18 protein-coding genes are annotated in these 21,142 nt (G+C 73.8%); 3 read left to right on the plus strand and 15 right to left on the minus strand.

Annotated elements, in window-relative coordinates:
- Positions 1-18: 18 nt before the first annotated feature.
- The 6 genes from efeU to ACFQTY_RS11865 all read right to left on the minus strand — a co-directional run bounded on the left by efeU (position 19) and on the right by ACFQTY_RS11865 (position 6,699).
- Positions 19-864 carry an iron uptake transporter permease EfeU gene (gene efeU, locus ACFQTY_RS11840; protein ID WP_378100597.1) on the minus strand — a complete coding sequence of 282 codons (846 nt, stop codon included), beginning with the start codon at positions 862-864 and terminating at the stop codon, positions 19-21.
- A gap of 75 nt (positions 865-939) precedes the next feature.
- Positions 940-2,307, minus strand: a complete 1,368-nt coding sequence (efeB, locus tag ACFQTY_RS11845; protein WP_378100599.1) for an iron uptake transporter deferrochelatase/peroxidase subunit — start codon at positions 2,305-2,307, stop codon at positions 940-942.
- Positions 2,304-3,509: an iron uptake system protein EfeO gene (gene efeO, locus ACFQTY_RS11850; RefSeq protein ID WP_378100601.1), complete on the minus strand. Its 1,206-nt coding sequence runs from the start codon at positions 3,507-3,509 to the stop codon at positions 2,304-2,306. The genes efeB and efeO overlap by 4 nt, the downstream gene beginning before the upstream one ends.
- A gap of 116 nt (positions 3,510-3,625) precedes the next feature.
- Positions 3,626-4,129: an NUDIX domain-containing protein gene (locus ACFQTY_RS11855; RefSeq protein WP_378100603.1), complete on the minus strand. Its 504-nt coding sequence runs from the start codon at positions 4,127-4,129 to the stop codon at positions 3,626-3,628.
- A gap of 4 nt (positions 4,130-4,133) precedes the next feature.
- Positions 4,134-5,924, minus strand: a complete 1,791-nt coding sequence (locus ACFQTY_RS11860) for an acetyl/propionyl/methylcrotonyl-CoA carboxylase subunit alpha (protein WP_378100605.1) — start codon at positions 5,922-5,924, stop codon at positions 4,134-4,136.
- A 136-nt stretch (positions 5,925-6,060) separates the two neighbouring features.
- The gene (locus tag ACFQTY_RS11865; RefSeq protein WP_378100607.1) at positions 6,061-6,699 is read right to left on the minus strand and encodes a Maf family protein; all 639 of its coding nucleotides are present in this window, start codon (positions 6,697-6,699) and stop codon (positions 6,061-6,063) included.
- A 150-nt stretch (positions 6,700-6,849) separates the two neighbouring features.
- Here ACFQTY_RS11865 and ACFQTY_RS11870 point away from each other — a divergent pair, with 150 nt between their 5' ends.
- Positions 6,850-7,554, plus strand: coding sequence for a vitamin K epoxide reductase family protein (locus tag ACFQTY_RS11870; RefSeq protein WP_378100609.1), 705 nt, complete (start codon positions 6,850-6,852; stop codon positions 7,552-7,554).
- A 63-nt stretch (positions 7,555-7,617) separates the two neighbouring features.
- On the opposite strand, the gene ACFQTY_RS11875 is transcribed toward ACFQTY_RS11870, so the two are convergent.
- From ACFQTY_RS11875 to ACFQTY_RS11890, 4 genes are all read right to left on the minus strand, one after another.
- Positions 7,618-9,312: a DUF885 domain-containing protein gene (locus ACFQTY_RS11875; protein ID WP_378100611.1), complete on the minus strand. Its 1,695-nt coding sequence runs from the start codon at positions 9,310-9,312 to the stop codon at positions 7,618-7,620.
- A 72-nt stretch (positions 9,313-9,384) separates the two neighbouring features.
- Complete coding sequence (locus ACFQTY_RS11880) at positions 9,385-9,597, minus strand: acyl-CoA carboxylase subunit epsilon (protein WP_378100613.1); 213 nt, start codon at positions 9,595-9,597, stop codon at positions 9,385-9,387.
- A complete protein-coding gene (locus tag ACFQTY_RS11885) occupies positions 9,594-10,133 on the minus strand; it encodes a hypothetical protein (protein ID WP_378100615.1) in 540 nt (179 codons plus the stop codon). Before ACFQTY_RS11885 ends, ACFQTY_RS11880 begins: the two co-directional genes overlap by 4 nt.
- Positions 10,130-11,779 carry an acyl-CoA carboxylase subunit beta gene (locus tag ACFQTY_RS11890; RefSeq protein WP_378100617.1) on the minus strand — a complete coding sequence of 550 codons (1,650 nt, stop codon included), beginning with the start codon at positions 11,777-11,779 and terminating at the stop codon, positions 10,130-10,132. The genes ACFQTY_RS11885 and ACFQTY_RS11890 overlap by 4 nt, the downstream gene beginning before the upstream one ends.
- A gap of 103 nt (positions 11,780-11,882) precedes the next feature.
- On the opposite strand from ACFQTY_RS11890, the gene ACFQTY_RS11895 reads away from it, so the two are divergent.
- Complete coding sequence (locus ACFQTY_RS11895) at positions 11,883-13,916, plus strand: biotin--[acetyl-CoA-carboxylase] ligase (protein ID WP_378100619.1); 2,034 nt, start codon at positions 11,883-11,885, stop codon at positions 13,914-13,916.
- A gap of 34 nt (positions 13,917-13,950) precedes the next feature.
- Here ACFQTY_RS11895 and ACFQTY_RS11900 read toward each other — a convergent pair whose 3' ends face one another.
- Complete coding sequence (locus ACFQTY_RS11900; RefSeq protein ID WP_378100621.1) at positions 13,951-14,739, minus strand: SOS response-associated peptidase; 789 nt, start codon at positions 14,737-14,739, stop codon at positions 13,951-13,953.
- Between the two features lie 105 nt (positions 14,740-14,844).
- Here ACFQTY_RS11900 and ACFQTY_RS11905 point away from each other — a divergent pair, with 105 nt between their 5' ends.
- Positions 14,845-16,191, plus strand: coding sequence for a multidrug effflux MFS transporter (locus ACFQTY_RS11905; RefSeq protein WP_378100623.1), 1,347 nt, complete (start codon positions 14,845-14,847; stop codon positions 16,189-16,191).
- Between the two features lie 3 nt (positions 16,192-16,194).
- On the opposite strand, the gene ACFQTY_RS11910 is transcribed toward ACFQTY_RS11905, so the two are convergent.
- The 4 genes from ACFQTY_RS11910 to adhE form a co-directional block, all read right to left on the minus strand.
- Positions 16,195-17,418, minus strand: coding sequence for a pyridoxal phosphate-dependent aminotransferase (locus ACFQTY_RS11910; protein WP_378100626.1), 1,224 nt, complete (start codon positions 17,416-17,418; stop codon positions 16,195-16,197).
- A 29-nt stretch (positions 17,419-17,447) separates the two neighbouring features.
- Positions 17,448-17,573, minus strand: coding sequence for a molybdopterin oxidoreductase (locus ACFQTY_RS11915; protein ID WP_263731649.1), 126 nt, complete (start codon positions 17,571-17,573; stop codon positions 17,448-17,450).
- Between the two features lie 81 nt (positions 17,574-17,654).
- Complete coding sequence (locus ACFQTY_RS11920) at positions 17,655-18,164, minus strand: hypothetical protein (RefSeq protein WP_378100628.1); 510 nt, start codon at positions 18,162-18,164, stop codon at positions 17,655-17,657.
- A 174-nt stretch (positions 18,165-18,338) separates the two neighbouring features.
- Positions 18,339-21,005, minus strand: a complete 2,667-nt coding sequence (adhE, locus tag ACFQTY_RS11925) for a bifunctional acetaldehyde-CoA/alcohol dehydrogenase (protein WP_378100740.1) — start codon at positions 21,003-21,005, stop codon at positions 18,339-18,341.
- Positions 21,006-21,142 lie beyond the last annotated feature (137 nt).

Consider the following 21,142-nt stretch of genomic DNA (forward strand, 5'->3'; position numbering starts at 1 on the left):
GGACGGGCGGCCCGCGCCTCAGCCGGCGGCGACCACCGCCGGGTCCGCGCGCCGAACGCGCCGGGGGAACGCGGTGCGCACGAAGGCGGTCAGCACCACGCCGACGTACAGCACCCAGACGGCCGCCTGCAGCCACGTCGTCGCGGGGGAGAAGCTCAGCACGCCCTTCAGGAGCACCCCGTACCAGCTGCCGGGCGGCACGGCGCCCGAGACGTCGAACGCGAGCGCGTCCTCACCGGGCAGGATGCCCGCCTCCTGCAGGTCGTGGATGCCGTAGGCCGCCACCCCGGCGGCGACGACCACGAGGGACGCGCCCGTCCAGGCGAAGAACGCCCGCAGGTCCAGGTGGACGCTGCCGCGGTAGAGCAGCCAGCCGAGCAGCACGGCGGTCGCCAGCCCCAGGGCGGCACCGGTCAGCGGTCCGGCACTCGTCGTCCCGGCTGCCTTGGCACCGGCCCACAGGAACAGCGCCGTCTCCAGCCCCTCGCGGCCGACGGCGAGCAGGGCCGTGACCAGGACGGCGGCCCGCCCGGCCGCCACGGCGTCGTCGAGCCGGTGCTGCAGGTCCGAGCGCATCGACCGGGCCGTGCGCGCCATCCAGAAGATCATCCAGGTGACCAGGCCGACGGCCGCGAGCGAGAGCAGGCCACCGAGTGCCTCCTGAGCGCGGAACGTCAGACCCGACGGACCGAAGGTCAGCAGCGCCCCGAAGGCGAGGGAGACGGTGACCGCGGCGGCCACGCCGGCCCACAGCGCGGGGAGCAGGTCGCGCCGGCCCAGGCGGACCAGGTAGGCGACCAGGATGCTGGCGACGAGGGCGGCCTCGAGGCCTTCGCGGAGGCCGATCAGGTAGTTGGCGAGCATCGTGCACCTTCGTGGTCGGTGGGCCGTTACGGCGCCTGGACGGTCGGTGAGGTAAGGCTAACCTAAGCGTCTATCTCAGTCGAACGCCGCCTGGCCGACGAACGGGCTGGCGGCGGTCGTGACCGGCGTCCCGTCCGCCCCCAGCACGAGGGAGCCCTCCGCGAGGCCCGCCGGCACGGCGTACAGCCCGGAACCCGTGTGCTGCAGGTACTCGCCCATGGCGTCCGACCGCGCCAGCGCCGTCTGCATCGGCACGTAGTGCGTGCGGGGGTCCCGGACGAACGCCAGGAACATCAGCCCGGCGTCGAGCCGGCCGAGCGCGTCGTTGCCGTCGGTGAAGGTGTAGCCGCGCCGCAGCATCCGCACCCCGCCGTTGGTGCTCGGCTGCGCGAGCCGGACGTGGGAGTCCGCCGGGACGAGGCGGCCGCCGCCGGGCCCCGTGGCGGCCAGGTCGGGCTCCGTGCGCTCGGTGCCACCCGACAGCGGTGCCCCCTCGCCCTTGGTCCGCCCGACGACGGCCTCCTGCTCGCGCAGCGAGGCGCGGTCCCACGTCTCGATGCTCATCCGGATGCGCCGCGCGACCAGGTACGAACCTCCCGCCAGCCATGCCTCGCCGGACGGTACCCAGACGTGCTGCGCCAGGGCCTCGGTGTCCTCCGCCATGACGTTCGCCGTGCCGTCCTTGAAGCCGAACAGGTTCCGTGGCGTCTGCTGCGCCGTCGAGGTGGACGACGTGCGGCCGTAGCCGAGCTGGGTCCACCGGATCGTGGCGGCCCCGAACGCTGCACGGGACAGGTTCCGCACGGCGTGCACCGCCACCTGCTGGTCGTCGGCGCACGCCTGCACCACCAGGTCGCCGCCGCTGCGTGCCGGGTCGAGGGCGTCGCCGGCGAAGTGGGGCAGCTCGACGAGGCCCGCGGGCAGCCGTGCCGCGAGGCCGAAACGGTCCCGCGGGACGGCACCGGTTCCGACGAACAGCGACCGGCCGAAGCCGAAGGTCAGCGTCAGCCGTGCGGGCGGCAGGCCGAGCGCCTCGCCGGTGTCGTCCGGCGGCGCCTCGTACGGGCCCGACACCGGACCGAGCGGACCGGCCGGAAGGCCCTGGGTCAGGCGCGCGGCGATCGTCGTCCAGCGGCGCAGCAGCCCGACGAGCTCGTCGCGGGACGTGGTCGTCACGTCGAACGCAGCGAGGTACAGGCGGTCCTGCGCGGGCGTGACGATCCCGGCCTGGTGGGGTCCGGTGAACGGATGGGTGCCCGCCGGGCTGCCGGGGAGCCGTTCGACCGCGACGCGCCGGCCGACCTCGAACCCGGCGGCACCGACCGCGCCCGCGGCCAGGACCCCGGAGCCGAGCCCGAGGAACGCCCGTCGGGACAGGGTGTGCGCCGGTCGCGTGCCCGCGTCGCCGGCCGTGCGCCGCCCGGGCCGAGCGGACGGCGTCACGCAGCGACCACGGCGGCGGCGAGCCGGGACAGGGGTTCGGAGAGCGCGTCGACCGCCGCCGACAGCTGCTTGACCTGATCGGCGGACAGGGAGTCGTAGCCGGCGAACCCGGCGTCGTAGGACCCGTGGGTCGCCATCACGGTGGCGACGGCCTGGAACCGCTGGTCGAGCTCGGTGGCGAGGTCGGGGTCGCCGGCCCGCACCACGTCGGCCAGCACCTGGTAGGCGACGCGCGCACCGTCCAGGTTCGCCTGCAGGTCCCACAGGTCGGTGTGGGACCAGGTCTCCTCCTCGCCGGTGACCTTGCCGGTCACCACCTCGTCGAGCAGCTCCTTTGCACCGTTCGCGATCCGGGACGCCTCGACGGTGAAGTCCGCGGCCGCCACGCGGTCCATCAGCTGCTGCGTGGTCTCGACCAGCTGGTCGGCGGCCGACCGGCGCTCCACGGCGGTCAGCGGGACGTACGGCGCGCCGCCGTTCGCCGCGGCGTCCGGTGCCCACAGGTCCTTCTCGAGCAGGTGCCAGCCGGTCCAGGCCTGCCCGGCCGTCAGGTCGGCCTGCCGCAGGTCGAGCAGCGGGTCGAGGTCCCCGAACGACTCGGCGACGGGTTCCACCCGCTCCCAGTGCACCCGGGTCGGGGCGTACAGCGTGCGCGCCGTCGCGTCGTCGCCGGCGGTGTAGGCGTCGGCGAACCGGCGCGTGGCGGACAGGAGCTGGCCGACCTGGTCGCGGACGTAGGCGACGTACGACGTCTGCGCCGCCGACAGCACCTCCGCGCGGCGCGCGTCCACCGTCGCGGCCGTGCCGACGACCGTGAACGGCGCCTGGAAGCCGTCTCCCGTCATCCCCGGCTTGCACGCCGTGCGGTAGGTGCCGGGCTCGAGGCGCACGACGAGGTCCCGGGACAGTCCCGGCCCGATGTTCTCGGCCTCCGCCACCACGCGCAGGCCGTCCGAGCCGAGCAGGTAGAACTCGGTCACGTCCGCACCGTCGTTGCGCACCCGGAAGGTGAGGGTGCCGGCGGCCGCCTCGGTGGCGGACAGGCGGCACGCGTCCGAGGTCGAGCTGACCGAGACCGTGCCGGTCCCGGTGGTGGTGGGGCTGCCGGCCGCCAGCTGGTTCGGGACGCAGGCGGTGACGGTGAGCACGACAGCGATGGCGGCCAGCGCGAACGGGGCGCGGCTGAGGGGGCGGCGGGGCATGGTGCTCCTCGTCGACGGCGCGGCACGACCGCGTCAGGTGGGTTAGGTATGCCTACCCTAACCGCGAGTGCAACGGCGCCGACAAGGGCATCTCGCCGCAGCGGGTGCCCGGGGGCTCAGCCGCCGATCCGTGCGCGCAGCTCCGGCCACGCATCGGCGAAGGCCGTCAGCAGCGGTCGCGCCGTCACCTGGTCCACCGGTACCCACTCGACCGCCGTGCTCTCGGCATCCGTCACGGCGGGGACCACGTGCCCCGCCTCGTCGGCCAGCACCGTCGTGTACGACCAGTCCGGGTGCGCCAGCACGTGCTCACCGCGCACCGCGACGGCGGAGGGGTCGATACCGGCCTCCTCGTGCGCCTCCCGCAGGGCGCCCGCCACGGCGGACTCCCCGGGCGCGATCGCGCCGCCGGGGAGCGCCCACGTCCCGCCCTGGTCGCTCCACGTGGCGCGGTGCTGCAGCACCACGTGCGTCGGCCGTCCGTCGGCACCGCGCCGGACCAGCAGCAGGCCTGCGGCGCCGAACAGGCCCCAGTGGCGGCGCCCGCAGCGGCAGTCCACCCAGCCGTCGCCGGGCTGGCGGTGCAGCCGATCACGGGGCGGCACCGCGGAGTCCGTCACGCGGTCAGCCGACGATCTCGCAGATGGCGGTGCCGGCCGAGACGCTGGACCCCACCCCGGCGCTGAGCGCCGTCACGGTGCCCGCACGGTGCGCCAGCAGGGGCTGCTCCATCTTCATCGCCTCGAGGACCACCACCAGGTCACCCTCGGCCACCTGGGTGCCCTCCGCAACGGCGACCTTGACGATGGTGCCCTGCATCGGCGACGTCAGCGTGGTGCCGCCCGGCTTGGCGGCCGCCGCGCGACGCACCGGCCGGCGTGCCGTCGGCAGCGCCGCGCGACCACGGAGGCCGGTGCGCCCGCCGGCGAGTGCCGCGGGGAGGACCACCTCGAGGCGCTTGCCGCCGACCTCGACCACCACGCGCTCCAGCGCGTCCGGCTCGTCGTCCTCGTCGTCGGCGGTCCTCCGGGCGGCCGGTGCCAGGGCCGCGAGGCGGTCCGCGAACTCGGTCTCGATCCAGCGGGTGTGCACCGTGAACGGCTGCGCCGGGTCTGCCGGCGCGAACTCCTCGGTCTGCAGCACGGCCCGGTGGAAGGGCACCACCGTGGGGATGCCGACCACCTCGAGCTCGGAGAGCGCGCGGCGGGCGCGTTCGATCGCCTGGCGCCGGTCGGCGCCGGTGACGATCAGCTTGGCGATCATCGAGTCGAAGGCGCCGGAGACCGTGTCGCCCTCGACCACGCCGGAGTCGACGCGGACCCCGGGGCCGGAGGGGAACCGCAGCGTGCTGACCCGGCCGGGGGCGGGCAGGAAGCCGGCCGCCGGGTCCTCGCCGTTGAGGCGGAACTCGATCGAGTGGCCGCGGGTCGGCACGGAGTCGTAGCCGAGCGGCTCGCCGGCGGCGACCCGCAGCTGCTCGCGGACCAGGTCGATGCCGCTGACCTCCTCGCTGACCGGGTGCTCCACCTGCAGCCGGGTGTTGACCTCGAGGAACGAGATGGTGCCGTCGGCCGCGAGCAGGAACTCGCAGGTGCCGGCGCCGACGTAGCCCGCCTCGCGCATGATGGCGATCGACGCCCGGACCAGCTCGTCGTGCTGCTCCGCGGTGACGAAGGGTGCAGGCGCCTCCTCCACCAGCTTCTGGTGGCGACGCTGCAGCGAGCAGTCTCGGGTCGAGACGACGACGACCGTCCCGTGCTGGTCGGCCAGGCACTGCGTCTCCACGTGCCGCGGCCGGTCCAGGTAGCGCTCGACGAAGCACTCGCCACGGCCGAAGGCGGCGACCGCCTCGCGCACCGCCGAGTCGTACAGCTCGTCGATCTCGCCGTCCGTGCGGGCCACCTTCAGGCCGCGCCCGCCGCCGCCGAACGCCGCCTTGATCGCCACGGGCAGCCCGTGCTCGGCGGCGAACGCGTGCACCTCGGCCGGACCGGTCACCGGGTCCGGCGTGCCGGCCACCAGCGGGGCCCCGGCACGCTGCGCGATGTGCCGCGCGCTCACCTTGTCGCCGAGCGACTCGATCGCCGCGGGCGGCGGACCGATCCACACCAGCCCGGCGTCGATCACGGCCTGCGCGAACGCGGCGTTCTCGGAGAGGAAGCCGTAGCCGGGGTGCACGGCGTCGGCACCGGCACGCCGCGCGACGTCGAGCAGCTTGGCGGAGTCGAGGTAGGTGTCCGCGGCGCGGGCGCCGCCGAGCGAGTACGCCTCGTCGGCCAGCCGCACGTGCAGAGCCTCCCGGTCGGGCTCGGCGTACACGGCGACGGAGGCGATACCGGCATCGCGGCAGGCACGTGCGATGCGCACGGCGATCTCGCCCCGGTTCGCGACCAGGACCTTGGTGATGGCGGGCACGGCTCACCGTAACGCCCGGTCCATCGCGGGGACGGGTGCGGCTGGGCGGTGCCGGTCAGGTTTGGGCGAACCACCAAGGCGCGCGCCGTCCCGGTTGTGCAGGTCCCACACGTGGCGGCGGGAGCAGCCGGGTCGGTCAGGCCCAGAGGTCGGTCAGCGGCACGTCGACCCGCGCCAGCAGGTGGCGCAGGAGCGGCAGCGAGAGCCCGACGACGTTGTGGTGGTCGCCCTCGATGCGCTCGACGAACGGACCGCCGCGGCCGTCGACGGTGAACGCGCCCGCGACCAGCAGCGGCTCACCGGTGCCGACGTAGGCCGCGACCTCGGCGTCCGACAGGTCGGCGAAGTGCACCACCGTCGAGGCGGTCTCGCCGAACGTGCGGCCGGTGCCGCCGGCCGTCGTCGCGCGGGCGTCCACCAGCCAGTGCCCGGTGTGCAGCACGCCGCTGCGGCCACGCATCGCGTCCCAGCGGGACACCGCGTCGGCGGCGTCCGTCGGCTTGCCGAGCACCTGGCCGTCCAGCTCGAGCATCGAGTCGCAGCCGAGCAGCACCAGGTCGTGCGTGCGCGGGTGCCGGTCGGGCAGCACGGCGTGCACGGCCTCCGCCTTGGCGCGGGCGAGGACCAGGACCGCCTCGGCAGGGGAGAGCCGGCCGGCGGCGGCCAGCACGGCGTCCTCGTCCACCTGCGAGACGAGCACGAGCGGCTCGATGCCGGCGGCCCGGAGGGTGGCACGGCGGGCGGGGGAGGCGGAGGCCAGCAGCAGGCGCGTCACGCTGGGGAACAGTAGCCGCGCGACCTCGGGGCGGCCCGGCGGCCGGCCCCTGCGCCGTCCAGGCGACCTGTGCCGAGGAGCGGGGCTTCGGCCCTCCGTCGCCGCTGAGTTCGTCGGGCACAATGGCGCACGACGAGACGGGGAGGGGCCGTGGCACACACGCGCGCAGGGTCCGGAGGCGACGGCATCGAGCTGGACGACGTGCTGGACGACGAGGTCGGCGGTCTCGACGAGACGGACGACCCGCAGCTGCTCGCACCCGCCCCGACGCGGTGGGTGCGCCGCACGGCGATCGAGATGATCGTGTCCGGGCTGCTCGGGCTCTACACGTGCTTCGTGCTGTCGATCGAGGCCTGGCACCTGGCGGCCAACCCGACGGCGACGTTCTCCTGCGACATCAGCAGCGTGATCAGCTGCGGCACGGTCGCCCGGACGTGGCAGGCGCAGCTGCTCGGGTTCCCGAACGCGTTCCTCGGCATCCTGTTCGAGTCGGTGGTGCTGACCATCTCGGTCGCGGTGCTGGCCGGGGTCCGGTTCCCCCGGTGGTTCATGCTCGGCGCCCAGGCGCTCTACACGATCGGTCTGCTGTTCGCCCTCTGGCTGTTCACCCAGTCGTACTTCGTCATCCACGCGCTGTGCCCGTGGTGCCTGCTGATCACGTTCACCACGACGCTGGTGTGGGCCGGGCTGACGCGGTTCAACGTCCGCGAGGGCAACCTCGCGCTGCCGGGCTCGGCCGGTGCGGGCGCGCGCCGGTTCGTCGCGTCCGGCAACGACTGGTTCGTCACCGGCGCCTTCTGCGTGGTGCTGCTCGCGATGATCGTCATCCGGTACGGCGCCGGTCTGCTCGGCTGACCGGTTCGCCAGCGGGCGCGCCGCGCCGGCCGCCGCTGCACGGTCCGGGTCGGCGCGCGGCGGTCAGCGCCGCGTGAGCGCCGCCGGCAGCACCTGGAGGGGCAGCGAGCCGAGCGACAGCGCGTGGTCGTGGAACGTGCGCAGGTCGAACGCCTCACCGCGGGCCGTGGCCGCCAGCGCGGCGTGGTCCCGGGTCTGCTGCCACAGCCGCTGCCCCACCAGGTAGGACGGTGCCTGGCCCGGCCAGCCGAGGTACCGCATCCACTCGAAGCGGATGAACGACTCCGGCATGTGGATGTTGTCCCGTAGCAGCGCCCACCCCTTGTCGGCGTCCCACGTCGCGCCGCCGTACTGCTCGGGTGCGGGCAAGCCCAGGTGCACGCCGATGTCGAACACCACGCGAGCGGCGCGCATCCGCTGACCGTCGAGCATGCCGAGGCGGTCGCCGTCGTCCTCCAGGAAGCCCAGGTCGGCCATCAGCCGCTCGGCGTACAAAGCCCAGCCCTCGCCGTGGCCGGAGGTCCACGCCATCAGCCGGCGCCAGCGGTTCAGCCGCTGGCGGTTCACCACGCTGACTCCGACCTGCAGGTGATGGCCGGGCACGCCCTCGTGGTAGACGGTGGTCCGCTCACGCCAGGTGTTGAACTCGGTGACGTCCGGCGGCACCGACCACCACATCCGACCCGGCCGGGCGAGGTCGTCCGAGGGACCGGTGTAGTAGATGCCGCCCGTCTGCGTCGGCGCGATGCGGCACTCGAGGTGCCGCAGCGGTGCCGGGATGTCGAAGTGCACGCCGTCCAGTGCCGCGATGGCGGCGTCGGCGGTGCGCTGCATCCACTCCTGGAGGGCGTCGGTGCCGTGCAGCGTCCGCGCCGGGTCGGTGTCGAGTGCGGCGACGGCCTGCTCGACGGTCGCGCCGGGTCCGGCGATCCGGGCGGCGACCTGCTCCTGCTCGGCCGTGATGGCCGCGAGCTGGTCCAGACCCCAGGCGTAGGTCTCGTCGAGGTCGACCGTCGCACCGAGGAAGGCCCGGGAGAGCAGGCCGTAGCGGTCGCGGCCGACGGCGTCCTGGTCGACGGCGAGCGGTGCCAGCTCGTCCCGGAGGAACTCGGCGAGGTCGGCGTACGCCTGCCCGGCCAGCGCCGCCCCGCGCTCCAGCTCGATCCGCAGCGAGCCGGCCAGCTGGTCCGGCGCGGAGGCCACGAACCCGGGGAAGAACGACGACGACGGGTCGGCCTGCTCCTGCGCCTGCCGCTGCGCCTCGGCGACCTGCCGGGCCGCGGCGACGTGCCCCTGGGCCGCCGCGGCACGCAACGACTCGGTGTAGCCGGCGACGGCCGCGGGGAGCTCGACGAGCCGCGCGGCGACGGCGGCCCAGTCGTCCGGCGTGTCCGTCGACATCAGGTCGAACACGTCCCGCAGACCCTGGACGGGGGAGGCGATGTTGTTCAGCGTGGCGAGCGTCTCGCCCGCGGCGTCGAGCTCGAGGTCGGTCCCCAGCAGGTACGACATCGCCTCGAGGGTGGTGACGTCGTCCTCGTCCACCGGGTCGACGCCGTCGAGCAGCTGCAGCGTCTCGCGGGTCAGGTCGGAGCGAGCGGCGTGCCCGGCGGGGGACAGGTCGGTCATCTCCGAGTCGTGACCGGTGACGCCGAGCTCCGTGGCGAGCAGCGGGTCCAGCGCCGCGTAGCGGTCGACGTAGGAGTCGGCCACCTCGTCGACGGGGGTGTGGGGGCGCGTGGGCTGCTCGGCGGTCACAGGGCCGACCCTACCGACGGGTCCTGCGCGGACACCCGGGGAATCCGACGGACCGCAGTGGTCAGGGGGTGGTCAGGGGTGCAGGCTCCAGCGCCAGGTGGTCGGTCCGGGGGCCGGTGCGGGCGTGGGACGCACCGTGCGCCGGCGGTCCGTCCACGCGGCCGGGTGCTCGGCCTCGTGGGCGTCGTCGGACCGCGCGGTCGCGACGAGCCCGGCCACCAGCGCGGCCAGCTCGTCGTCGTCCGGCGTCCCGCGGACCACGTGGACGTGGGGCGTGTCGGTCACCCCTCGTCGTCCTCGTCGTCGTCCCCGAAGCTCATCGGCGCACCCCGGGACGCGCCCCACTCGATCACCTGGAAGCCCGCGTCCTGCAGCTTGTGCGCGAGCTCGGAGCCGCCCGCGTCCACCAGGTCGAGCACCGAGTCCAGCGTGAGGTCGCTCGCGCCGGTCGGCGGGCCGACGACGAAGCCGAGGTGGAACGTGTCGACGTCCTGATCGGACGGCTCCTCGTCGTGCTCGTCGTCGTCCCACGTCATGCCGGTCAGGTCGGCGTGCACGCCGAGCGTCTCGTGCAGCAGGTCGTACAGCTGGGCGTTCAGGGTGCCGACCTGCGACTCGAGGGCGAGCACCCGCGGGTCCTCGTCGGCCTCGTGCGCGCCGAACTCCGCGCGCACACCGACCGCCGTCTCGACGTAGGAGTGCAGGGCGGCCGACATCTTGTCCACGACCGCGTGCAGCGCCGTCGGGTCGACGTCCGGCAGCGGGTCGCTGCCGTGGGACGCGGCGTCGTGGTCGTGCTCGTCGTGCTCGTGCTCGCTCATAGAGGGATGTTCCCGTGCTTCTTGGCCGGAAGGGTGGCTCGTTTGGTGCGCAGCAGACGCAGCGCCTTGGTGATCTCGGCGCGGGTGGCCGAGGGGTGGATGACGGCGTCGACGTAGCCGCGGTCGGCGGCGTCCCACGGGTTGACGATCGCCTCCTCGTACTCGGCGGTGAGGCGCCGGCGCTCGGCGTCGACGTCGCCGCCGGCCTGCTCGACGGCCTTGAGGGCGCCGCGCTGCAGGATGTTCACCGCGCCGCTCGCGCCCATCACGGCGATCTGCGCGGTGGGCCAGGCGAGGTTGACGTCGGCGCCCAGCTGCTTGGAGCCCATGACGATGTAGGCACCGCCGTACGCCTTGCGGGTGATGACCGTGACCAGCGGGACCGTCGCCTCGGCGTAGGCGAAGATCAGCTTCGCGCCGCGGCGGATGATGCCGTTCCACTCCTGGTCGGTGCCGGGCAGGAAGCCCGGGACGTCGACGAACGTGAGCACCGGGACGTTGAACGCGTCGCACGTCCGCACGAACCGGGCGGCCTTCTCGGCCGCGTTGATGTCCAGGGTGCCGGCCATGGACATCGGCTGGTTGGCGACGATGCCGACCGGATGACCCTCGACGTGCCCGAACCCGATCAGCACGTTCGGGGCGTACAGCGACTGGACCTCCAGCAGCTCACCGGCGTCGAGCACCGCCTCGACGACCGTCCGCATGTCGTAGGGCTGGGAGTCCGAGTCGGGGACGAGGGAGTCGAGGGCCAGGTCCTCGTCGGTCGGCTCGAGGTCGGCCTCGTGGGCGAACGACGGCGGGTCGGTCAGGTTGTTGGGCGGCAGGTAGGACAGCAGCGCGCGGACGTAGTCGATGGCGTCGTCCTCGTCGGACGCCAGATAGTGCGCCACGCCGGACTTCGTGTTGTGGGTCGTCGCGCCGCCCAGCTCCTCGAAGCCGACGTCCTCGCCGGTGACCGCGCGGATCACGTCCGGCCCGGTGATGAACATGTTCGACGTGCCGTCGGCCATCACGATGAAGTCGGTCAGCGCGGGGGAGTAGACCGCGCCGCCGGCGGACGGGCCCAGGATCAGGCTGATCTGCGGGATCACCCCGGACGCGGCGACGTTGCGGCGGAAGATCTCGGCGAACTGGGTCAGGCCCGCGACACCCTCCTGGATGCGCGCACCGCCGCCGTCGAGGATGCCGACCAGCGGGACGCCGGTGCGCAGCGCCAGGTCCATCACCTTGGTGATCTTCTGGCCGTGCACCTCACCGAGGCTGCCGCCGAACACCGTGAAGTCCTGCGAGTAGACGCACACCTCGCGGCCGTCCACCGTGCCGTGCCCCACCACCACGCCGTCGCCGGGCACGCGCTTGCGGTCCAGGCCGAAGTTGGTGGACCGGTGCCGCACGAAGGCGTCGATCTCGGTGAACGTGCCCGGGTCGAGGAGCGCCTCGATGCGCTCGCGGGCGGTCTTCTTACCGCGGGCGTGCTGCTTCTCGGCGGCGGTCTGCTCGGCCTGCTCGATCGCGGCCTGCCGGCGCGCGGCCAGGTCGGCGAGCTTCGCCGCGGTGCCGGAGGCCTCGGCGGCGGCATCGGGCGCGTCCGCCTGCGCGGACGGGTCGGCCGGTGGGGCGCCGGAGGGATCGGTCTGAGTCACCCGACGAAGGCTAGTTGTCGCGTCCCTGCGGTGCCGTGCAGGCGCGTCACGGGGTTCGTCGCGGCACCTCGTGGGGACCCCACAACTGCACGATGATGGCCGGGTGACCGCCGACCGTCCCCCGCTGCGCCGGGGTGAGCTCCGTGAGCTGCTGCTCACGCCCGGGGGACCGCTCGCGAAGGTCGAGGTGGTGGACGCGGTCGGGTCGACCAGCAGCGCCGTGGCCGACCAGCTGCGAGCCGACCCGGAGTCGTGGCCGGACCGCTCGCTGCTCGTGGCGGACCAGCAGGTCGCCGGCCGCGGGCGAGCGGGACGCAGCTGGGTCACGCCCGCGCGCGCGGCGCTGACGGCGACCCTCGTGCTCCGACCCGGGGTGCCGGCGGACCGGTGGGGCTGGTTGCCGCTGCTGGCCGGGCTCGGTGCGGTGACGGCCCTCCGGGCGACCGCAGGCGTGCCGGCGGTGCTCAAGTGGCCCAACGACGTGCTGGTGGACCTGGACGGTCACGTCGCGGAGCTCGGCGGGTGGGGCACGGCCCGCAAGGTCGGCGGCATCCTCACGGAGGTGGTGGCGCTGCCCGGCGGACCGGTGGCCGGCGGGGCGACGGCGGGCGGGCCGACGGCGAGGCCCGGTGCAGCCGTGCTGATCGGGATCGGCGTGAACGTCTCGCAGACGGCCCCGGAGCTGCCCGTGGACAGCGCGACGTCGCTCGCCCTGGCCGGCGCGCAGCACACCGACCGGGAGACCGTGCTGACCGCGGTCGTCAGCGCGGTGCTCGAGGTGGTGGAGCGGTGGGTGGCGGCCGACGGGGACGCCGCCCTCGCCGGTCTCGCGGCCGAGGTCGCGGCCGTGTGCGAGACGCTCGGCCGGCGCGTGCACGTGGAGCTGCCGGGCGGCGGTGTGATCGACGGGGTGGCGCTCCGGCTCGACGCGACCGGCGCCCTGGTGGTGGCCGGGCCGGACGGCGAGCACGTGGTGGCGGCGGGCGACGTGCTGCACCTGCGCGGCCAGGTGGACCGCGGTGCCGCGCACTCCGCGACGGCCGTCGGCGACGGGCCGGGCGCCGGGACCGTCGGTGCGCCGACCGAGGTGCGGGCGGCGGGCGGGCCGGTTCCCGACTCGACGGTGGCCAGGCTGGACGAGGTGCTGCTCGGCGGTCCGCGCACGTTGACAGCCCGCGAGCTCGCGCTGCGTGCGGGGGTGGACGAGGAGTCCGTCCGCACGTTCTGGCGCACCTTCGGACTGGCGGCGGCCGAGCCGGACGAGCGGGCGTACACCGAGCGCGACGCCGAGGCGGTGCGGGCCCTCGTCGACCTGGTGCGGCGCGAGGGGCTGCAGCTGTCGACCGTCCGCACCCTCGTGCGCGGCCTGGGGCACACCACCGACCGGCTCGCCCTGTGGCAGGTGGAGGCCCTGGTCGAGGACGCAGCCACCCGGTACCGGCTGGACGACGCGAGCGCACGCCTGCTGGTGCTCGACAGGCTCGCCGCCATCGCGCCGGTCCTCGAGCAGGAGCTGGTGCTGGCGTTCCGCCGGCAGCTGGCGACGATCGGCGGCCGGTTCGGAGCCGAGCTGGGGCAGGCGCGGCAGGTCGGTACCGGCCCGTCGGACCTGCCGCTGGCCCGCGCGGTCGGCTTCGCGGACATGGTGCAGTTCACCCGGCGCACCGCGGGCCTCGGGTCGACCGACCTGTCTGCGTTCGTGCAGCGCTTCGAGGCGGCCGCGCGGGACGTCGTCGCGGCGGCTGGCGGACGCGTGGTCAAGACGATCGGGGACGCCGTGCTGTTCGTCGCCGACGACGTGGTGACGGGTGCGGAGGTCGCCCTCGGGCTGGCGTCGCGGTTCGGCGACGGGGCGGGTGCCGTGCCCGACGACCTGACGCAGGGTGCGCGGGGTGTGACGCCGGTGCGCGTCGGCATGGTGTGGGGACGCGTGCTGTCGCGGTTCGGCGACGTCTTCGGCGCCTCGGTGAACCTGGCGGCGCGCCTGACGGACATCACGGAGCCGAGCAGCGTGTGGGTGGACACCACCACGGCGCGGCTGCTCGCCGACGACCCGCGGTACGTCCTGACCGCGCTGCCGCCACGCGACGTCGAGGGGCTGGGGTCGGTCGAGCCGGTGGCGCTGGGGCGGGCCTGACCGCCCGATCCGGGCGGGCGCCGGCGCCCCGGAGTCAGGCGGAGTCCCGCACCTGGCTGTCGTCGACGTCCCCGGCCGGGTCCGACGCCGGATCCACCGGCTGCACCAGCTCCGGCCCGTTGTTCTGGACGGCATTGACGGCCGTCGACACCGGGGTGGCCACCAGCTCCGGCCCCGGGGCCTCGAGCAGTGCGCGGGCGGCCTCCGCGTCGACCGCAGGGTCGAGCCACGCGTCCCAGTCCTCGGGCCGCAGCAGCAGCGGCTGCCGGTCGTGGATGGCCGCGAACCGCGGGTCCGCGGGGCGGGTGACGATCGTGACGCTGACCAGCCAGCGGGACGGGTCGTCGTCGGCCTTGGACGGGTCCTTCCAGAACTCGTAGAGACCGGCGAGCGCCAGCACGTCGCCGTCGGCCGGGTGCAGGTAGAACGGCTGCTTGCGCCGGCGTGCCTTCGGCTGCCCCGGCACCGGTGGCAGCGCCTGCCACTCGAAGTAGCCGTCGGCCGGCAGGATGGCGCGGCGCAGCCCGAAGGGTCGCGCGAACGCCGGCTTGTCGGTCAACGACTCGCGGCGGGCGTTGATCATCCGGTTGCCGATCGACGGGTCCTTGGCCCAGGACGGCACGAGTCCCCAGTGCGCCACCCGGAGCTGGCGGGTCACCTCGCCGGTGTCGCGGTCGGCCCGCTCCACCACCATGCGGACGCCGTCGGTCGGCGCGACGTTCCACGACGGCGGCAGCAGCCGTGCGTCGTCCGCGACCGTCGCGATGGCGAACTCGTCCTCGATCGCCTGGTCCTCCCGGAACGACGCATACCGTCCGCACACGTCGCCCACCCTGCCACCCGCCTCCCACACGGGCGCGCCGGGCTTCGGAAGCACCGATCGAATCGATTCGCGGCGGTCGTCGGACGCGTGTGAGGATGGGAGCCGATGAGCTCGACGTCCCCGAACCCCGCACCGCCGTCCGGGTCCCCGGCGCTGCCGCCGACGGACGCGCCCGTGGCGGAGGCGGACACCGGTGGCGGGACGGTCGCACCGCCCGAGCACGCTCCCACGCCCGCAGCGCCCGTCTACCGTCCGGACGCGCGCTACGTGCTGATGCTCGGCTTCATGACCGCGCTGCCGGCGATCTCGACGGACATGTACCTGCCGTCTCTGCCGGACGTCGCACGCGACCTGCACACCACTGCCGCCGGCGCCCAGCTGACGATGACGGCGATGATGCTCGGCGGCGCCGTCGGGCAGCTGGTGATCGGCCCGCTGTCCGACCGGTTCGGGCGCCGCCGACCGGCGCTGATCGGCGTGGCGCTGCACGTGCTCACGTCGCTGACCTGCGCGGTCGCACCACTGATCGGCGTGCTCGTCGGCCTGCGCGCCGCGCAGGGCTTCTTCAACGCGGCGGCCACCGTGGTGGCCATGGCGTTCATCCGGGACAGGTTCGTCGGTGCCGACGCCTCGCGGCTGATCTCCCGGCTGATGCTGGTGATCGGCGTGGCCCCGCTGTTCGCCCCGTCGGTCGGCGGGTTCATCGCCGGGCAGTGGGGCTGGCGCTCGGTGTTCGTGGCGCTGGCCCTGTTCGGCGTGGTGCTCTGGGTGGCGGTGTGGTGGCGGCTGCCCGAGACGCTGCCGCCGGGTGTGCGGCAGCCCGGTGGCGTGCGGGTGGCGGTCGCCGGGTACGGCCGGCTGGTGCGGGACCGCCAGTTCGTCGGCCTCGCGCTGATCCCCGGTCTGACCTCCGCCGTGCTGATGAGCTATGTGGTGGCGTCGCCGTTCGTGTACCGGGTCGGGTTCGGGCTGAGCAACCAGCAGTTCGCGCTGATGTTCGCGGTCAACGGCCTGGGGCTCGTGGGCGGTGCGCAGGTGAACGCGGCCCTGGTGCGCCGGGTGGCGCCGATCCGGATCCTGCGGGTGGCCCAGCCGGTGCTCGCCGGCCTCACCCTGGTGCTGCTGGGGCTGGCGGTCACGGGGGTCGGTGGGCTCTGGGCCCTGCTGGTGGTGCAGGCTCTCGCGCTGTCGATGATCAACCTCGCGCCACCCAACGCCTCTGCTCTGGCGCTGACCCGCTACGGGCGCATGGCCGGCACCGCGGCGGCGGTGCTCGGCGCCGTGCAGGCCGCCGGGGGCGGCCTGGTCAGCCCGCTGTCCGGCCTGCTGGGCGGTGACGCGCGGGCGATGGCCCTGGTGATGGCAGGTGCCGCGGTGCTGGGGGTGCTGGTGCTGGCCCTGGCGACGCCGGCGTACCGGCGCGGGTCGGCCTGGACCGTCGTCCCCGGCTGACCGTCAGCCCCGCGCGAGCCCCGCGAGCCGCTCGGCAGCCTGCTCGAGCACCTGGGTCCGCTTGACGTAGGTGAACCGCACCCAGGAGCGCAGCCGGCGCTCGGTGGCCGACCCGGCGTGGGTGAACGCGCCGACGGGCACGCCCACCACCCCCGTCAGGGCGGGCAGCTCCCGGCACAGCCTCGTGCCGTCGTCGTACCCGAGCGGTGCGGCGTCCGCCAGCACGAAGTAGGTGCCGCGCGGCACCACCACGTCGAACCCGGCGGCGCGCAGGCCGGCGCAGAGCAGGTCCCGCCGTCGTGCCAGCGACGTCGCCAGCTCCCGCACCCACGCCTCGACGCCGGGGTCGGTCAGGGCGAACGCCACCGCCGGCTGGAAGGGTGCGCCGGACACGTACGTGAGGAACTGCTTGACGGTGCGGACGGCCGTCACCAGCTCCGCCGGACCCGTCACCCAGCCGATCTTCCAGCCGGTGAACGACAACGTCTTGCCCGCCGACGACACGGTGAGGGTCCGCTCAGCCATCCCCGGCAGCGTGGCGACGGGGACGTGCACCGCGTCGTCGTACACCAGGTGCTCGTACACCTCGTCGGTGAGGACGAGGGCGTCGTGCCGGACCGCCGCGTCCGCCACCGCCGCCACCTCGGCGCGGGTCAGCACCGTGCCGGTCGGGTTGTGCGGTGTGTTCAGCAGGATCAGCCGGGTGCGGTCGTTGACCGCCGCGCCCAGGGCCGCGACGTCGAGCCGGAAGCCGTCCGGCCCTGCGACCAGCGGCACGGTCACGTGCGTGGCGCCGGCCAGGGCGATCGCCGCCGCGTAGGAGTCGTAGAACGGGTCGAGCGTCACCACCTCGTCGCCCGGTCCGGTCAGCGCCAGCACCGCCGCGGTGAGCGCCTCGGTCGCGCCCGTGGTCACCAGCAACTCGGTGTCCACGTCCGGCACCAGCCCGTAGTGCCGGCGCTGGTGGTCCACGACGGCGGCGCGCAGCTCCGGGATGCCGGTGCCGGGCGGGTACTGGTTCGCGCCGGCCGCGATCGCGTCCGCTGCGGCGCGCGCCACCGAGGGAGGTCCGTCGACGTCGGGGAAGCCCTGCCCCAGGTTGATCGCCCCGGTGCGTGCGGCCAGTGCGGACATCTCGGCGAACACCGTCGAGCGCACGGTTCCCGACGGGTCCAGCAGGCCGGTGGCGGCGGCGACGGAACGCCAGCGGGGCGGCAGCGGGGGCACGCCCGCGAGGATAGGCCGACGGAGGACGGTCAGCGGACCCCGGCGGCCGCCATCAGCCCGCCCGCGACGAGCAGCCCCAGCGAGCCCCACGCGGACACGACCCACCACGCCACGCGGCGGTGCGGAAGGCCGCTCGGGTCGGTGCGGATGGTCATACCTTCACCATCGGCAGCTGCCCGAGACACTTCCAGGGGCCACGCGGGTGAACGGTCGATTCCACCCGGGGGAGCGTGGCGTCAGCCCTTCGCTGCCTGGTCGATCTTCGAGCTGAGCTCGTCGAGCGTCTTGCGGACCGCGACGAGCGCGGTGCTGCCCTTGTCGCCCGCCTGCGTCGTGACCGCGTCGAGCTGGCTCTTCGCGTCGGCGAGATCGGTCTTCGCCTTGGCCAGCGCATCCTTGGCAGACGCCGAGCCCTGGGTCCCGGCCTGCTGCAGCGCGGTGGTGGCCTCGTCGACGGCCTTCTGGGCCGCCGTCAGCGCCGTCTGCGCCTGCGTGCGCGCGGCCGAGTCGGTGGACGACAGGCTGTCCTTGGCCTGCTGGATCTTCGCGGCCGCGTCGTCGGCGGCCTGCTTGGCGCTCGCCAGCGCCGACTTGGCTCCGGAGACGGCCGAGGTCGCCGAGGCGGCTGCCTTGTTCAGGTCGCCCGTGCTGCAGGCGGCGGTGCCGAGCAGCAGGGTGCCGGCCAGCGCCAACCCCGTCAGGGCGGTGGCGCGGGTGCTGCGGTGGGCGGTGCCGACGGGTCTCACGGTCCCTCCAGGTGTGCGTGGTCAGCAGTCGGACCATCCAGTCTGCCCGTGCGGCCCCCGTCCTGCCCGCTGCGGGGGAGCGCCGCACCCGCCGGCAGACGGCCGACGCCCCGTCCGGACAGAGCCGGGCGGGGCGTCGGTGCGAGCGCGGTCAGGCGACCGTCGGGGAGTCGGTCAGGCGCTGGCCTGCTCGCGGCGGCCCCGGACGTCCTCCAGAGACGTGCCGTAGAAGGCCGCGGTCATCAGGTCCTTCATGTCCTCGATCATCGGCATGCGCGGGTTGGCCGGGGCGCACTGGTCCTCGTACGCACCCATCGCCACCTCGTCGAGCCGGGACATGAACTCCTGCTCGTCCACGCCCTGCGCCTGGAAGGACGCCGGGATGCCGACCTTGGCGCGGAGCGCCTCGACGGCGATCGCGTAGGACTCGACACCCTCGGCGGGGGTCGAGGCCGGCAGGCCGAGCATCGCCGCGATCTGCTGGAACCGCTCCGGTGCGACGTAGCTCTCGTACTTCGGCCAGCTGGTCAGCTTGGTCGGGACGGTGCCGTTGTACCGGATGACGTGCGGCAGCAGCGTGGCGTTGGTCCGGCCGTGCACCAGGTGGTACGTCGAGCCGATGACGTGCGCCATCGCGTGCACGATGCCGAGGAACGCGTTGCCGAACGCCATGCCGGCGATGGTGCCCGCGTTGTGCATCTTCTCCCGGGCGTCCTTGGTCGCCGGGTCGGCCGGGTCGCCGTTCACCGACTGCGCCAGGTTGTCGAAGATCAGGCGGATCGCCTGCAGCGCCATGCCGTCGGTGAAGTCGTTCGCGTACACCGCGACGAACGCCTCGGTGGCGTGCGTCAGGGCGTCGAACCCGGAGTCGGCGGCCAGGGACCGGGGCATCCGCGAGGTCAGCACCGGGTCGATGATCGCGACGGTCGGGGTCAGCGCGTAGTCGGCGAGCGGGTACTTCTTCTTCGCCTCGGTGTCGGTGATCACCGCGAACGGCGTCACCTCGGCGCCGGTGCCGGACGTGGTCGGGATGCAGACCAGCTTGGCCAGGTCACCGAGCACCGGGAACTTGAACGCGCGCTTGCGGACGTCGAAGAACTTCTGCTTGAGGTCGGAGAACACGATCTCCGGGTGCTCGTACAGCAGCCACATCACCTTGGCGGCGTCCATGGGCGAGCCACCGCCGAGGGCGATGATCGTGTCCGGGCGGAAGTGGCGCATCTGCGCGGCACCGGCCTGCACGGTCTTGACGGAGGGCTCCGGCTCGACCTGGTCGATGATCTGCAGCGCGACGTTGTTCGACCGGCGGCGCAGCACGTCGATCACCTTGTCGACGAACCCGAGCTGGGTCATCGTCGAGTCGGTGACGATGGTGACGCGCTCGATGCCCGCCATGTCCGCGAGGTAGCGGACCGCGTTCGGCTCGAAGTACGTCTTCGCGGGGACCTTGAACCACTGCAAGTTGTTGTTCCTCCGCCCGACGCGCTTGATGTTGATCAGGTTGATCGCCGAGACGTTGTTGGACACGGAGTTGTGCCCGTACGAGCCGCAGCCCAGGGTCAGCGACGGGATGAAGGCGTTGTAGATGTCACCGATGCCGCCGAGCGACGACGGTGCGTTGCAGATGACGCGGATCGCCTTGACGCGCGAGCCGTAGGCCACGGTCAGCGCCTCGTCCTGCGTGTGGATGGCGGCGGAGTGGCCCAGGCCGTCGAACTCCACCATCTGCTCGGCGAGCTGGAAGCCCTGCTCGGTGGAGGTGGCGCGCAGCACCGCGAGGACCGGGGCGAGCTTCTCGCGGGTCAGCGGCTCGTGCGGGCCGACGCCGGAGACCTCGGCCAGGATGATCGAGGTGTCGCGCGGGACGGAGAAGCCCGCCTGCTCGGCGATCCACTGCGGGGACTTGCCCACGACGGCGGGGTTGAGCTTCGCTCCGCCGCAGTTCTCGCCGCCGGCCTCGACGCCGAAGATGAACTGCTCGAGCTTGGCCTTCTCGGCCGGCGTCACCTTGTAGGCGTGCAGCACGGCGAACTCGGCGAGGGCGGCGTCGTAGATCTCGTCGTCCAGGATCACGGCCTGCTCGGAGGCGCAGATCATGCCGTTGTCGAACGCCTTGGACAGCACCACGTCGTTCACGGCGCGCTTCAGCTTGGCGGTCTTCTCGATGTAGGCGGGGACGTTGCCCGCACCGACGCCGAGGGCCGGCTTGCCGCAGGAGTAGGCGGCCCGGACCATCGCGTTGCCGCCGGTCGCGAGGATCGTGGCCACCCCGGGGTGGTTCATCAGGGCGTTGGTCGCGGTGAGCGACGGCGTCTCGATCCACTGGATGCAGTGCTCGGGTGCACCGGCGGCGATCGCGGCGTCGCGCACGATCTTGGCGGCGGCGACCGACGACTTCTGCGCGTTCGGGTGGAACGCGAAGATGATCGGGTTGCGGGTCTTCAGCGAGATCAGCGACTTGAAGATGGCCGTCGAGGTCGGGTTGGTCACCGGGGTCAGACCGGCGACGACGCCGACCGGCTCGGCGATCTCCGTGATGCCGCGGATCTCGTCCACGTTGACCACGCCGACCGTCTTCAGCGACGCCATCGAGTTGGTCACGTGCTCGCACGCGAAGATGTTCTTGACGGCCTTGTCCTCGAACGTGCCGCGCCCGGTCTCCTCGACCGCGAGCTTGGCGAGCTGGCCGTGCTGGTCGAGCGCGGCGACCGCGCCCTTCTTCACCAGGCGGTCCACGTCCTCCTGGGTGAACGTGGCGTACTCGGCCAGCGCCTTGGTGGCGTTCGCGACGAGCTGGTCGACCGTCGCCACGATGGCGGAGTCGTCGGTGGCGGGCGCCACGGTGGCGGCTGCCTTGGGCGTCTCGACGACCTTCTTGTCCCGCGCGCTGGAGGTGCGCGGGGTCGGGCTGCTCTCGGTGGATGGCACCGGTGGTTCTCCCCTAGTCGTATCGATGGGTGTCGACCTGCGACGCTGGA

Origin of the sequence: Cellulomonas sp. T2.31MG-18 (assembly GCF_964266755.1) — a bacterium.
GTDB lineage: Bacteria > Actinomycetota > Actinomycetes > Actinomycetales > Cellulomonadaceae > Cellulomonas.

Excerpts from the sequence above, each read along its gene's own strand:
- ACFQTY_RS11915 (WP_263731649.1), bottom strand. The coding sequence starts at position 17,573 with ATGACCATCCGCACCGACCCGAGCGGCCTTCCGCACCGCCGCGTGGCG.
- ACFQTY_RS11885 (WP_378100615.1), bottom strand. The coding sequence starts at position 10,133 with ATGAGCGAGCACGAGCACGACGAGCACGACCACGACGCCGCGTCCCAC.
- efeU (WP_378100597.1), bottom strand. The coding sequence starts at position 864 with ATGCTCGCCAACTACCTGATCGGCCTCCGCGAAGGCCTCGAGGCCGCC.
- efeO (WP_378100601.1), bottom strand. The coding sequence starts at position 3,509 with ATGCCCCGCCGCCCCCTCAGCCGCGCCCCGTTCGCGCTGGCCGCCATC.
- ACFQTY_RS11905 (WP_378100623.1), top strand. The coding sequence starts at position 14,845 with ATGAGCTCGACGTCCCCGAACCCCGCACCGCCGTCCGGGTCCCCGGCG.